Below are 13690 nucleotides of genomic sequence, written 5' to 3'. Positions count from 1 at the left end.
GTGAAGCGCCGTTCGCTCATCATCCGATCTCTGCTCCTGCTGACCCTGACGACGATGCTCGCCGGGTGCGGCTTTCAATTGCGTGGCACCGACGCTGCCGCGCTCGACATTCCCGCGCTGACGCTGTCGTCCCCCGACGGACGCTTCGAAGACGCCGTGGAACAGGCGCTGCAAGGCACCGGCACCACGCTCGAGGACAACGCCCCGCTACGCGTCAACCTGAGCGAGGAGCAAGTCCGCGAGACACGCCTGACCCAAGGGGCCAGCGGAAATCAGGAACGCCGCCTGACCCTCAGCGTGCCGTTCTCGGTGCAACGCAGCGAGGACAACGCCTACTTACTCGATCAGCAGACCCTCGAGGCCAGCACCACGCTGAGTGTCGACGACAACAACCTGCTGTCGCAGGACGAATTGCGCGATGAAGCCCTCGACTCATTGCGTCAGGAAGCGGCACGTCAACTCGTCGACCGTTTACGCGCGCTTGAGACGCCATGAAGGTTTTTCCCGACAAGCTCGACGAGGCGCTCGGCAAGCGCCTCCAGCCGGTCTACATCGTCGCCGGCGATGAGCCGTTGATCCATATGGAGGCTTGCGACGCCATCCGTGCCGCAGCACGCCAACGCGGCGTCGAGGAACGCGATGTGCTCCACGTGGAAAATGGCTTTCAGTGGGGACGCCTGACCGAATCGGCCGCCAGCATGTCGCTGTTCGCCTCGAGCAAGCTCATCGAGCTGCGCCTGGGCGGCCAATCACCAGGGCAAGAAGGCGCCAAGGCACTCGATGCCTACGCCCGTCAGGCCAAGGACAGCGACGACATCCTGCTGATCAGCAGCGCGCGCCTCGACCGGCGCGCGCAGTCCAGCGCCTGGTTCAAGGCACTGGATAAGATCGGTGTGTTCGTCCCGGTGTGGCCGGTGGATCACCAGCGCTTGCACTTCTGGGTGCGGGATCGCGCGTCGCGCCATGGGCTGTCCCTGGACATGGATGCGGCGCGCCTGCTCGGCGAGCGCACCGAAGGCAACCTGCTGGCCGCCGACCAGGAGCTGCAAAAGCTCGCGCTGCTCAATCCGCCCAATGCCCGGCTCGATACCCAAGCCATTGCCGGCGGCGTGGAGGACAACGCACGCTACGATGTCTTCACGCTGATCGACGCCTGCCTGCGTGGCGATCGCGTGCGCGTCTCGCGCATCGTCAGCGGATTGCGCGGCGAAGGCATCGAGGCCCCGGTGGTGCTATGGGCATTGACGCGGGAGTTGCGCATCTTCTTATCGCTGGCGCAGCATCTCGATCAGGGGCAAAGCCTCGATCACGCCTGCAAGGCACAGCGTCCGCCGATTCCCGACAAGCGCCGTCCGCTTTACCAGCAGGCCTTGAAGCGGATGCCGCTCAAGCGACTACACAAGCTATTATTGTTTGCACAACGCCTCGACTTGGCCATCAAGGGCGCCGCTACGTTACCCGTCTGGGAAGGGCTTCACGACCTGTCGCTCACCCTGGCCGGCGGGCGCGGCCCTCTGGCCGAGATGGCGTATTCCTATCGTATCGCCTAGATCGATATCGGCTTAGATTGCATCTGGCGAAAGGCACGTATCTGGCCAAGGAGAGCTGGAATGTCGTATACGATCGCACTCAAACGTATCTATCAGGCCGCCGAGGAAAGCGATGGTGCACGCGTTCTCGTCGACCGCCTATGGCCCCGAGGCAAGCGGCGCGAGTCGCTGCAACTGACCGACTGGTACCGCGACGCCTCGCCCTCCAACGCCTTGCGCCGAGCCTGGCACCAGGGAGAGCTCAACGACACCGTGTTCAGCCATCGCTACCGCTGGGAAGTCGAGGATGATCCCGACGTCTTGCTGCCCCTCATGCGCTGGGCGCGCGAAGGCACGCTCACCTTGCTGACCGCTTCCCGGGAACCGCAGCGCTCGCACCTTCCGTATTTGCGCGACATGCTGCTCAAGGCATTGGAAACCGAAGATCGCGAAGCGGACGACCGCACGCCCGCCTCATCGCCCTGCTACGCCGATCAGGTCACACCGAACCCCTCGTCGCCTGACCCGACGGACGACCCCGCCTCGATCCATTGAACGTACCCGAGTCGCCTGAGGGCGACTCGGGTCATCACAGCCCTTCAAGCGTTCACGCAGCCCAGAAGTTCCTTAGCACGAAAAGCGCTTTCCCAGTCCGAAAGCCGAGATGTGCTAGCGCATCAGCATCGGCAATAACTGGCATTTTGCATCGTCATTCAAAACCATAACAAATAGAAATTTGGCTCTGGTACGCTTAGCTCACTCCCGCACCGACACCTCCGTCGTGTGATTTTCGTGGCTCGCTTTACCGAGATGCACCCTTCTTTCAGGTCGGTCAGTCCCTGCCGGCCTTGAAATACCATCATCAAGGAGACGTCGCTTGGAACTGCTTCAATACGCCCTGGACAATATGGCGCTCTTGCTGTCGCGGACGATCGAGCACATCAGTCTGGTGGGTGTCGCGGTGGGGATCGCCACGCTGACCGGCGTTCCCATTGGCATCGCCATCACCAAAAACGAGCGCATCGCCAAGACCGTGCTCTACATCGCCTCGATCATCGTGACCATTCCCTCCATCGCGCTGTTCGGGATCATGATTCCGATCCTCTCGCTCATCGGTCAGGGCATCGGCTACATGCCGGCGGTCATCGCGGTGCTGCTGTACTCGCAGCTGCCAATCATCCGCAATACCTACACCGCCATCAACAACGTCGACCCGGCCCTGCGTGAAGCCGCGCGTGGCGTCGGCATGAGCCAGAACCAGCGCCTGCGCATGGTCGAGATTCCACTCGCCGTGCCGGTGATCATGGCCGGCGTACGTACCGCCGTGGTGCTCAACATCGGCGTCATGGCGATCGCTGCGTATATCGGCGCCGGTGGGCTCGGCACCTTCATCAGTCGCGGCATCTCCCAGTCCGACCCACGCCAGCTGATCCTCGGCGCCGTGGCCGTCAGCATCCTGGCGATCATCGTCGACTATGCGCTGCTGGCACTGCAGAAACGCCTGACGCCCAAAGGGATGGAGCGTGCCGCCGCTGCGACCTGAGCCGTTACCCGCGCCATTCTCTGTCGACCTGTAAAGGCTGCCGACCCGACAAGGACAACTTCATGATTCGACTCGACAACTTGACCAAGGTCTTCGATACGCCCAAGGGCGCGGTGACCGCCGCCGACCACATCAGCATGGAGGTGCCGAGCGGTGAGATCTGCATCCTGCTCGGCCCTTCCGGCTGCGGCAAGACCACCACCCTGAAGATGATCAACCGCATCATCCGCCCGACCTCGGGCAAGGTATTCATCAACGGCGAGGACACCACCAGCCTCGACACCCAGGACCTGCGCCGCAACATCGGCTACGTGATCCAGCAGATCGGTCTGTTCCCCAACATGACCATCGAGGAAAACATCACCGTGGTGCCCAAGCTGTTGGGCTGGGACAAGGCCAAGTACCGGGAGCGCGCCCGCGAGATGATGCACATGATCGCGCTGGAGCCGGACGCCTTCCTCAAGCGCTACCCGAGCGAGCTTTCCGGCGGGCAGCAACAGCGCATCGGCGTGGCCCGAGCGCTGGCCGCCGATCCGCCGGTGATGCTGATGGACGAACCGTTCGGCGCCATCGACCCGATCAACCGGGCGGTGATTCAGGACGAGTTCCTGAAGATGCAGCAGGAACTGAACAAGACCATCATGTTCGTCAGCCACGATATCGACGAAGCGATCAAGATGGGCGATCGCATCGCCATCTTCCGCGCCGGCAAGCTGGTCCAGTACTCGGAGCCGGACGAGCTGCTCGCCGCGCCCAAGAACGACTTCGTCGAATCTTTCCTTGGCGAGGACCGCGCGCTGAAACGCCTCAACCTGGTCAAGGTCCGCGACCTGGCCAGCGAGGAAATCGGCCTCGTTCGCCCGGATGACACCCTGGCCGACGCGCTTGACCGCATCGAGTCCTACGGCTATCAGAACAGCATCGTGATGGTCAACGACAAGCGTCAGCCAGTGGGCATCATCAACGCCGCCGTGGCCCGCACCACCCAAGGGCATTGTCGCGATCACTACCAGAGCGTGCCGGTGGTGGTCAGCCTCGACGACGACCTGCGCAAGGTTGCCTCGCTGATGTTCGCCAACGACATGACCTGGGTGCCCTGCGTCGACGACGACGGCCGCATCGTTGGTCAGGTCACCCAGCGGGCGATCACCCATCACCTGGGCTCACGCTATCGTGCTCATTCCAAGCGCGAGGGCGATGCCTCGGCTGCCGAAGCGGCATCGTCACCGGCCACCAAGGAGTAAGCCATGCCGACGTTGAACCTCTCCGGAGCCATACGCCTGCTGGTGCTCCTAGCGGTCTTTCTAGCCGGTGTCTGGAGCCAGGCCAGCGGCTTGATCGACGAGTTCATCTTCTACCTGCCCGATGTCCAATATCTGGTCGTGCAGCACCTGTGGCTGACCGTCATGTCCGGCTGCCTGGCGATCCTCGTCGCCATTCCCTTGGGGATCCTATTGTCACGCCCCAGCATGGCGAGGGTGGCCGAACCCGCGATGCAAGTGCTCAACGTGGGAACCACCATCCCCACGCTGGCCGTGCTGGCGCTGTCGATGAGCTTTCTCGGCATCGGCACCGTGCCGGCAGTATTCGGGCTCTTCGTAGCGACACTGCTACCCATCACCCGCAATACTTATACCGGGCTCAAGGGCGTCGACCCAGCGCTTATGGAAGCAGCTGCGGGCATCGGTATGTCGCCCACCCAGCGGCTGTTGCGGGTCGAGCTGCCCAACGCCCTGTACGTCATCTTCGCCGGCATCCGCACGGCATTGGCGATCAACATCGGCACCGTACCGCTGGCCTTTTTGATCGGCGCCGGGGGCCTTGGCGAGCTGATCTTCACGGGGATAGCGCTCTACGACACCGTCATGATGCTGGCTGGCGCCATCCCCACGGCACTGCTGGCGATCGCAGTCGATATGCTCATCGCCATCACCGCCTTCCTGCTGGTACCGCGAGGCGTGAATCCAAGTCGTGCCTAGGAAGGCACATCACTAACGCTTCAGATCCGCCAATCAGCAATATCAACGATAGCGAACAATCAACGATAGCCAACAATCAACGAAAGGAGCGACACCATGAAAACTTTGATGACCCTACTGACCGGCGCGGCACTGGCCAGCACCCTGGCAACCGCCCAAGCTGACGAACTCGTGGTCGGCGGCAAGAACTTCACCGAGCAGCAGATTCTATCGAGCATGACCAACCAGTATCTGCAATCTCTCGGCTATGACGTCGACAAGCGCGCCGGCATGGGCTCCGCCATACTCCGCCAGGCTCAGGTGAACGGCCAGATCGACCTCTATTGGGAGTACACCGGAACCTCACTGATCACCTATAACAATATTACCGAGAAACTCTCCCCCGAAGAGACCTATCAGCGCGTCAAGAAGCTTGATGCCGAGAAGGGGCTCGTCTGGCTCGACCCCTCCGATGCCAACAATACCTACGCACTCACCATGCGTGCCGACGATGCCGAAGAACGGGGTATCGAGACGATTTCCGATCTGGCCGAGACCATCAACAACGGGGAGACGATAACCTTCGCCTCCAACGCGGAGTTCTACGCCCGTGACGACGGCCTGCGTCCATTGCAAAAGACCTACGGTTTCCAGTTCGGTCGTTCCAACATCAAGCGTATGGATTTCGGCCTGACACTGCCCTCGTTGCGCGACGAGCAAGTCGACGTCTCCATCGCCTATTCCACCGACGGGCGCATCCCGGCCTTCGACCTGGTGACGCTGGAAGATAACAAGCAGTTCTTCCCGGCCTACGCGCTGACCCCCGTCGTGCGCAAGGACACGCTGGAAGCCAACCCGAAGCTGGATGAGCAGATGAACAAGCTCTCGGCACTCTTGAACGATGACGTTATGGCCTCGCTCAACGCCAAGGTCGACGTCGACAAGAAGCCCGTCGAGCAGGTCGCCGAAAATTTCCTCAAGAAGCACGACCTGTCGTGATCGACGCCTGAATGGGGCCATGCCCTGCTAGGCCTCGTTTGAAAGTACCTGCGCTCGATCACCGCGAAGGCCGCCCCAGGGCGGCCTTCGCGCTTCGTTTTTGATTGTCGTCATCCATAGCTTCGCCACTCGTCAGCGCCCAAGGCTTCGCCATGTACGATCACATTCCATTCGACTGGATGCACCGATTCGATCTTTCGAGCCTCGACGATGAAGCGCTGCATCAGGCCAAACGCTGCCTGCTCGACCTGCTGGGTGTGGCCGCCGGCGCCACTCGTACACCGCTGGCCGACAAGGCCACGCGCTTCGTGACCGCCCAGCATGGCGGCGACCGCCCGCTGCTGTTCACCGCCGGCCAGGCCTCGCCCACCGGCGTCGCCCTGCACGGGGCCTGGCTGATCGACGCGCTCGACGCCCACGACGGCCAGGTGCTGACCAAGGGCCATGCCGGCGTGGCCTTGCTACCCGGCTTGCTGGCGCTGCCCGAGGTGGCCGATCTCTCCGGGCGTGACTTCCTCGCCCTGCTCGCCTATGGCTATGAGATCGCCACTCGCGCAGGAATCGCCCTGCACGCCACCAGCCCGGACTACCACACCTCCGGCGCCTGGAACGCCCTGGGCGTCGCCGCCGTGGCCGCGCGCCTGCGCGGGGCCGATGTCGAGACGTTGCATCATGCCCTCGGCATCGCCGAGTTCTACGGCCCGCGCAGCCAAATGATGCGCTGCATCGACCATCCCACGATGCTCAAGGACGGCTCCGGCTGGGGCGCGATGACCGGCATCTCCGCCGCCCTGCTGGCCGAGGACGGCTTTACCGGCGCCCCGGCGCTGACCGTGACCGCGCCAGACGTGGCCGCTCTCTGGCAGGACCTGGGCGAGCGCTGGTATCTCCACGAGCAGTACTTCAAGGCCTACCCGGTCTGCCGCTGGGCCCAGCCCGCGGTGGAAGCCGTGTTGTCACTGCCCGACGAGCAACGCGCCCCCGCCGCCATCGCGCGCATCGAGATCGTCACCTTCCACGAGGGCAAGCGCCTGCACGTGACGCACCCGACCACCACCGAGCAGGCTCAGTACAGCCTGCCCTGGTCCGTCGCCTGCGCCCTGGGCCGAGGCACCGTGGATGTCGCGGGCGTCAGCGACGAACTCGACGCTCCGGATCTCAAGGCCCTGGCCAGCAAGGTAGAAATCCACGAGGATGACAACTTCAATGCGCGCTTTCCCGCCGAGCGCTGGGCGCGCGCCCGGCTGCATCTCGACAGCGGCGAGGTCATCGAAAGCGCCGACTTCGAGGCGCGCGGCAACCCCGATCGCCCGCTTTCGGACGCCGAGGTCGTCGCCAAGTACCGGGCACTGGCCGAACCCGTGCTGGGCGAGCGGGCAGCCCGGCTTCTTGAGGTGGTGATGACCCTCGAGACACGTCCGGCAAGCGACCTGCTGGCGCTGCTCGGCGCACCCACGTTTTCCAAACAATAGCGAGACGCCACCATGCACTATCAAGATCAACTGCGCGTCGGCGCCGCGCAGATCAACGCCACCCTTGGCGATGTCGACGCCAATCTTGAGCGCCACCGCGCACGGATCGCCGAAGCCCACCAACGAGGGCTCGAGCTGCTGGTCTTTCCCGAGCTCTCGCTGACCGGCTACGGCTTGGGCAACCGAGTGATCGACGTGGCCTGCCCGGCCCATGACCCGCGCCTGGCCGAACTCGCCCAAGAAGCCGGCGAGATGCAGGTGGTGCTAGGGTTTGTCGAGGAAGCCAGCCCCGGCGAGTACTACAACGCCCTGGCGATCTTTCAGCACGGCAAGCTCCAGGCCGTGCACCGCAAGCTCAACCTGCCCACCTACGGCGGGCTGGAAGAAGGCAAGCTGTTCACCCACGGCAAAAAACTCACGCATCTCCCGGTGTGCCCCGGCTGGTCGGCGACCTCGCTGATTTGTGCCGACCTGTGGAATCCGGGGCTGGTACACGCCGCTCTGTTGGACCGGCCCGCCGTGCTGTGTGCGCCGATCAACTCGGCCTCGGGCATCGTCAGCGATGATTTCTCCAACGAAAAGAACTGGCCCCTCAACCTGCAGTTCTACGCCATGACCTACGGCACCCCCGTGATCATGGCCAACCGCTTCGGCCCCGAAGGCGACAGCCACTTCTGGGGAGGCTCATGCATCCTCGGCCCGCAAGGCGAGACCCTGGCCGTGGCCGAAGATGGCGAGACGCTGATCGAAGCGACTCTCTCACGCACCGCCATCGCCCGTGCCCGTTTCGAGCTCCCCACCCACCGCAATGCCGACACGCCACTGGTGCGCGAGTTGATGGAAGGCTATCGCTGAACCCGGCCCCAAACGACACTCGGCGCCTCCCAAGAGAAGGCGCCGAGTGTGTGTGAAGCAGCTTAATAGCGACTTATAATAGCCACTCAGACAAGGCTTAGTCGCGGCGGTAAGTCCCCACCAACCGACTCATACCCAGAATGTGCGGCTCCAGCTTGTTGAGCAGTTCCGGCTGCGTCAGCCCCTCGGGCAGTTCGGTTTGGGTATCCAGTGCCAGCACCCAGAAATAATACTGGTGCGGCCCGTGGCCCTCCGGCGGCATGGCACCGCCATAACCGATGGCGCCGCCATCGTTGATGCCGGCAGTACCTGTCTTCGTGCCCTCTTCCAGCGAGGTGACATCCGCCGGCAAGTTGTAGAGCAGCCAATGGACGTAACCGTAGCTGCCATCCTTCACCAGCGGCGCATCCGGATCGTGGCAGATCACCGCGAAGCCCTTGGTCCCCGCCGGCGCCTCCTTCCAGCTCAGGGCCGGGGACACATCGTCACCTTCCGCCGAATGGCGCTTCGGAATCGCCCCATTCGGCGTGAAGGCGGTGCTTTCGACTTGCATGCTGGACGGTGCAAAAGGCATGGCGATCCTCCCATGAAACGCATTGAAACAATGAACCGAGCAACGCCCTCACGGCGGCTCTTCCCCATAAGGTGATGGCGTAAGTGGAGGATTCAACCCGTCGGAGCAGCGATTATCAAGACTCTAGCCACTCATCCTTCATTGCATAACGCTGCCAGCACGCGCAGCTTTGCAGTGGAGGCGAAGCCGCAACGAAAAAGCTGTCGCCGTGCTTGGCCTTGTTAGCAATGACGAGGCTCATAGCTTCGACTGTAACCGTTCAATCTTTTTGCTCAACGACTGGATATCTTTCAACCAATCATCAGGCTTATTTAGATCGTTCGGCTCCCGGTATTTTTTAAATCCGTCCATGGCAATTTGATAGTTCCTAATAGCATCACTTAGGTTGCCCAACTTCTCACAGGCTGCGCCGATTTCCTTGTAAAAAAGAGGCGTCATTATTCGAATAAACGGCGCCTCCTTGTCTAAATCTATAATCGTTCGGGCCACCTCGACAACCTGAGCATACTCCTTCACGCGCTTGTACTCTTTCAGGCTCTTGCGAAGTTCTTGCCAACGATCGAATTTGTTTTGGTCCCAGGATGCAGACATTCATCTTTTACCTTCTTGCTAACGCCGCGCACAACGACCGAGCGAAGCGAGGTCCAGACCACGAAGTGGCCGATGTTGGTGCGCATTGTTATACATTTTCATGACTTTGGGATCATTTTCAAAGCCCGGCTTCGCTCTTCGCTAGCGGCCTCTGAGCCTATGAATGTATTGTTTATAAATGCTGATACAGCTGGGCCAGAATAAATCTTTTTAACTCGCTCTTTTGCAGCATATACAGGTTTTATGCGGGCATAGACATCTTCCCACCATTCTTCGCCATACTTCTTTATAAGGCTATCCTTAACTCTATACATTCTCTTTTTGCTTTCCGGACTTTCATCAGAGCCTAAAATGCTTGCCCATATCATCTTCTTTTGCACATCATTAGGCTGCCAATTTTGTGCTTTTAGCTGATCAACGATATCTGGGTGTAAAAATAGCTTTTGTGCAGAAACCATTCTTTGGACCCACAAAGGTTGGGCCATTTTGTAGGCGGAAGCCACACCGGATTTGGAATAACCCTGAACATGGTTTTTCCAGGTTTCCAGTTCGTCAATATTACTTAAAATCTTGGCTAACTCTTCCATGGTGCGATTACGTATAAAGCCAGCCATAAGCGGCGCCCCGACAGCGGCGTCCGGTGGAGGGCCATCGGCCCGGAACAACCTTAATGGCCTTGTGCATTCTTACATTTAACAATATAAGCCTTATGGGTTTCTGCTAAACCCAAATTACAGTTAGCGATTGCGTACAGGTAACCCAGCCTTGAATGTCCCTCGATTAGCTGCATTCCCGACCCTATATCTGAGTAGCCAGGTATAACGTCATGAGGAAAACTCTTTACATCTAAAATAACTGGTGGTGTTCGCCAAGTGCCATGACTCTTCCAGTAATCTTTGTCTTTTTCGAGGCAAGGGAGTTGTTCATACGCGATATAGTTTGCACCTTCTTCAACATAACCTCGATAATCATCTATAACTCTTACTTCTTGAAGCTTCTCTAACGATAAATCCTCTAGCACAATATCAATATTGTCAAAATCAATCCAGCCATAGTTATTTACACAATTACGATCATAGTAGAGCCCATAGAGCCACTGTTCCAAAACAGCTTTAGGTATATTAAACCGTTCTTTTAACCTAAGATAATAATTTCCAACTGATTCATCTGAAATACTAAAACTGTTGAAATCACGATATGGCTTGAGGTCTTTCCAGCTGTCGCTGGTTCTTTCCCATTCGACGTCATCAATATATAAACGCCTTACTTCAATTTCAGATAGCACCAAAACCTCCTGATGCATAACGCCGCGCTCTGCGGCAATTTTGGAGCTCAGCGGAAAAATTGTCCGGCAGCAGCGCTTTGTTAACCATCGTTTTCATCATCTTCAACTTTGGTAAACTTGTTTAAATCCGCTTCCTGTAGCCACTCATCTATCTTTTCATCAGTCACATTCTTGTTTTTTCTTAGTGCATTGATTACTGATCCAATCTCGAAGCTATACTCAATTTGATCATTTTCCCCACATGCGATTATTATTTTCTGTATCTGCTCTTTGCTGTAATCACCCGCATACCTTATGACAGTAGAGGCAAAATCATTTGCTTTTTCAAAACTTCGAGACTCGGAATACAACTCAATAATTCGATCACTTACCTGTGAGGGAACTATGAAAAATAGCGGTTCATCTAGCTCTGCCCTAGTAGCTTTTCGCAACCGTTTCTCCGCGAACTTTTGTAGATCTGCGATTGACAGAAATATATCTATGTCTTCGAGCTTATCTTTGGGTAAATTTTCAACGTAGGACTGGAATTTTTGTCTGACATCGGCTTGCAAATGATGCCAACTATCTTCGACGTTACTTATTAATGGGGTAATTCTATCGAGCTTCTCAGCCTCCAATGCTCGAATAATATACGATAGCTTCTCAGATAGAGTATTTCTATATGTATCTCGATGAATAACCCCTACAGCATTAAGGGCAGTTGTTAACCTGTATATCTCTTTGTAATCCTTGGAATCATTAATCAGCTTTTTCAGAAGCACAACAGTGAAGTTCCGCACAAGGCTATCTCTTGCTTTCTTCAAAGGGCTGCTTTCGAATGCAACAATAGCCTTTTTAATATCCGTTGGGAAATATTCAGATTCGACTTCTGAACTTAATGAATCTAGAGCATATTTACCTTGCGCAGGAGGATATTGAAGCAGATGCTCAACAGCTGACCTTATGTGCATTCTTGCCAATTCAGCAGATGGGTTAAAAACCTCTCCATCAGCTGTCATCGACGGATGAGCACATCTATTGCGATCCTCTTGCAGTCGATCTAGATCAATAAACTCTACTGGAGAAATCAACTCAAGCTTGTCTCTGCAAACTGTCAATATGTCTCTCTCAAACTTTAAAGAATTTGTGATATCACCGATTCTCCGAGCTTTATCGAAGGCTTCAACTTGTTTTTCAGCTTCTTTATCTCCAGCAAGAGATAACTCTTTTAATTTATCTAAAATGTCAAAAGACACAGCAATCCACGTTGATACGATTGCAGATCGGAAAGCACCAGATTTATAACAGGCAACAGCTTCTCTTATATAATTTTTAGCTTTTTGATCTCGACATTTTAAAACAAGCTCATCAAGATCAGATAATGGAGATGTCAATTAAGCCTCCTAGATGGTTAACGCCTGCAGCACGGGCAAAATTGGAGCGCAGCGGAAATTTTGTCCATGTGCCTGCAATTGTTTGGAGCCACCCCGATTAAACCACATTCTCTGAAAAGTAGCGTTCCCACTCATGAAGGCATTCCTTTGCCAACGCATAGCAACATTCTTGGCCACGCTCAGTTTCTATTGTGGCCTCTTTGAGGCTAGCCAGCGCCATACTCGCTTCGGGACCTACAGTCATGCTCGATTTCAGCCGAAAGATGCCGATTTCAAAATTACTTCTTCTCTTTTTCAGATTTCGGTGCTTAAGCCGATTACATATGTCAGCACAAATTCTCATTGCGGAGCTTTGGTTGACGAAATGTTCAACATTGCTAAAATCTTTGTACTCGGGACTATGCTTAATCCAATCTTTTAGGTGATAGCAGATCTCAAAAAAAGAAAGCAATTCAAACTCAACGTTTCCGCCGTACTCCGGGAACACGCCGTTCCGTATCGGCTCCAGCTTATTAAATTGATAGCGGAGACGGGCATGTTGATAGTCCATAATCGCTCCTAACGTTTTAATTCACCGGCCTGCGTGGCTTTTCGCGCAGGCCCGGTGGAATGAGTGGTTAGCTATTTTCGACCCCGAGAACCAACCTGAATTCGGACTCCAGTTCCTCGAGAGCTGCGGGAACGACCGCTTGAATATCCTTCCATGCGATGTCCTTCACGTCCGTTAGCGTATTCAGTTCATGGTCGTCGTAGTTTCCGAGGTAGAGGTCATACATAACCACTGAACCTTGAATTCCTCGAAGAACCTTCTCGATCTTTTCGCAGGTAAGCGGCGACAAGAATATTTTTGCCTTGAGATACGCCCCATACGTTTGATGAAGTTTCTTCACTGCCTCTGAACTGAACTTGCGTATATCTGCTGGGTTGCGCGGAGACAATGTATCGAGCACGACACGCGCGGCATGCTGTAGGTCGGCGAGTGATGAATACAAACTCTCAATTGCGGTAGCGCGCTTTTGATGAAGCCAACTGACGGCAATTTCCCGTTCCTTCGCTGCCACCTGAAGGCGGGACTTCAGATTCTCAATCTCAGTGTCAGACTCGGCTTTTAGCCTGGCCTTATATGCCTCAATTTCACGATTGAGGCGATTTTCAATAAACTTGGTGGCTAGCCAGCCGGCAGCGCCAATTAGTACCGTGGCACCGCCAAGTAACTTGATAATTTCGAGCATGAGTTCCATGTCCAGATGAAATGGCTAACAGGTATTAGACAGCGCGCTCGTTTTCCCACTTGAGCGAGCAGGCGTGTTTAACAATCTTATCTAGCCCGCCCTTTCACTCTTAAGCTTTTGATTTTAAAAGGCCCTAAGAAGAGTTCGGCGCGTTATGCAGCATTCGCGTGCCTGCTGCCTTTGCCGGCTCGGTCACTGTAAGACCCTGAATTCAACCAATAAGCGCAGCACCTGCGGTATCCAGGGCGCCGGAGTATTCCCCCAGAAACACCTGTGCCG

The 13690-nt window shown here is 56.7% G+C and carries 16 protein-coding genes; 9 read left to right on the top strand and 7 right to left on the bottom strand.

The genetic code is table 11. The annotated features are described in order from the left end of the window. The 9 genes from lptE to LUN51_RS15585 all read left to right on the top strand — a co-directional run bounded on the left by lptE (position 1) and on the right by LUN51_RS15585 (position 8356). Positions 1 to 495: an LPS assembly lipoprotein LptE gene (lptE, locus tag LUN51_RS15625; protein WP_277811978.1), complete on the top strand. Its 495-nt coding sequence runs from the start codon at positions 1 to 3 to the stop codon at positions 493 to 495. Continuing rightward, positions 492 to 1550, top strand: coding sequence for a DNA polymerase III subunit delta (gene holA, locus LUN51_RS15620; RefSeq protein ID WP_277811977.1), 1059 nt, complete (start codon positions 492 to 494; stop codon positions 1548 to 1550). Before lptE ends, holA begins: the two co-directional genes overlap by 4 nt. 60 nt (positions 1551 to 1610) lie before the next feature. Continuing rightward, positions 1611 to 2084 carry a DUF488 domain-containing protein gene (locus LUN51_RS15615; protein WP_277811976.1) on the top strand — a complete coding sequence of 158 codons (474 nt, stop codon included), beginning with the start codon at positions 1611 to 1613 and terminating at the stop codon, positions 2082 to 2084. Between the two features lie 322 nt (positions 2085 to 2406). Further along, positions 2407 to 3072, top strand: coding sequence for an ABC transporter permease (locus LUN51_RS15610; protein WP_277811975.1), 666 nt, complete (start codon positions 2407 to 2409; stop codon positions 3070 to 3072). A gap of 62 nt (positions 3073 to 3134) precedes the next feature. Continuing rightward, positions 3135 to 4316, top strand: a complete 1182-nt coding sequence (locus tag LUN51_RS15605) for an ABC transporter ATP-binding protein (RefSeq protein WP_277811974.1) — start codon at positions 3135 to 3137, stop codon at positions 4314 to 4316. Positions 4317 to 4319: 3 nt separating this feature from the next. Then, the gene (locus tag LUN51_RS15600) at positions 4320 to 5051 is read left to right on the top strand and encodes an ABC transporter permease (RefSeq protein WP_277811973.1); all 732 of its coding nucleotides are present in this window, start codon (positions 4320 to 4322) and stop codon (positions 5049 to 5051) included. A 96-nt stretch (positions 5052 to 5147) separates the two neighbouring features. Continuing rightward, a complete protein-coding gene (locus LUN51_RS15595; protein ID WP_277811972.1) occupies positions 5148 to 6029 on the top strand; it encodes a glycine betaine ABC transporter substrate-binding protein in 882 nt (293 codons plus the stop codon). A 152-nt stretch (positions 6030 to 6181) separates the two neighbouring features. Next, a complete protein-coding gene (locus LUN51_RS15590; RefSeq protein WP_277811971.1) occupies positions 6182 to 7501 on the top strand; it encodes an MmgE/PrpD family protein in 1320 nt (439 codons plus the stop codon). 12 nt (positions 7502 to 7513) lie between these two features. Then, positions 7514 to 8356 (top strand): nitrilase-related carbon-nitrogen hydrolase, encoded by an 843-nt coding sequence (locus tag LUN51_RS15585; RefSeq protein ID WP_277811970.1) that lies wholly within the window; start codon positions 7514 to 7516, stop codon positions 8354 to 8356. Positions 8357 to 8453: 97 nt separating this feature from the next. Here the strand turns inward: LUN51_RS15585 and LUN51_RS15580 are convergent, their stop codons facing one another. From LUN51_RS15580 to LUN51_RS15550, 7 genes are all read right to left on the bottom strand, one after another. Then, positions 8454 to 8930 (bottom strand): YbhB/YbcL family Raf kinase inhibitor-like protein, encoded by a 477-nt coding sequence (locus LUN51_RS15580; RefSeq protein ID WP_277811969.1) that lies wholly within the window; start codon positions 8928 to 8930, stop codon positions 8454 to 8456. A 237-nt stretch (positions 8931 to 9167) separates the two neighbouring features. After that, positions 9168 to 9521, bottom strand: coding sequence for a hypothetical protein (locus tag LUN51_RS15575; protein ID WP_277811968.1), 354 nt, complete (start codon positions 9519 to 9521; stop codon positions 9168 to 9170). Positions 9522 to 9619: 98 nt separating this feature from the next. Next, positions 9620 to 10108: a hypothetical protein gene (locus LUN51_RS15570; RefSeq protein ID WP_277811967.1), complete on the bottom strand. Its 489-nt coding sequence runs from the start codon at positions 10106 to 10108 to the stop codon at positions 9620 to 9622. Positions 10109 to 10188: 80 nt separating this feature from the next. After that, positions 10189 to 10806, bottom strand: coding sequence for a hypothetical protein (locus LUN51_RS15565; protein WP_277811966.1), 618 nt, complete (start codon positions 10804 to 10806; stop codon positions 10189 to 10191). An 80-nt stretch (positions 10807 to 10886) separates the two neighbouring features. Then, positions 10887 to 12179: a hypothetical protein gene (locus LUN51_RS15560; RefSeq protein WP_277811965.1), complete on the bottom strand. Its 1293-nt coding sequence runs from the start codon at positions 12177 to 12179 to the stop codon at positions 10887 to 10889. 97 nt (positions 12180 to 12276) lie between these two features. Then, positions 12277 to 12729 (bottom strand): hypothetical protein, encoded by a 453-nt coding sequence (locus LUN51_RS15555; RefSeq protein ID WP_277811964.1) that lies wholly within the window; start codon positions 12727 to 12729, stop codon positions 12277 to 12279. Between the two features lie 67 nt (positions 12730 to 12796). Then, on the bottom strand, positions 12797 to 13411 hold the full coding sequence (locus LUN51_RS15550) for a hypothetical protein (RefSeq protein WP_277811963.1): 615 nt from the start codon (positions 13409 to 13411) through the stop codon (positions 12797 to 12799). Positions 13412 to 13690: the final 279 nt, after the last annotated feature.

Source organism: Chromohalobacter canadensis (assembly GCF_029544075.1).
Taxonomy (GTDB): Bacteria; Pseudomonadota; Gammaproteobacteria; order Pseudomonadales; family Halomonadaceae; genus Chromohalobacter; species Chromohalobacter canadensis_A.
Note: the sequence above shows the minus strand (reverse complement) of the source record. Positions and strands in the feature narration are given on the sequence as shown.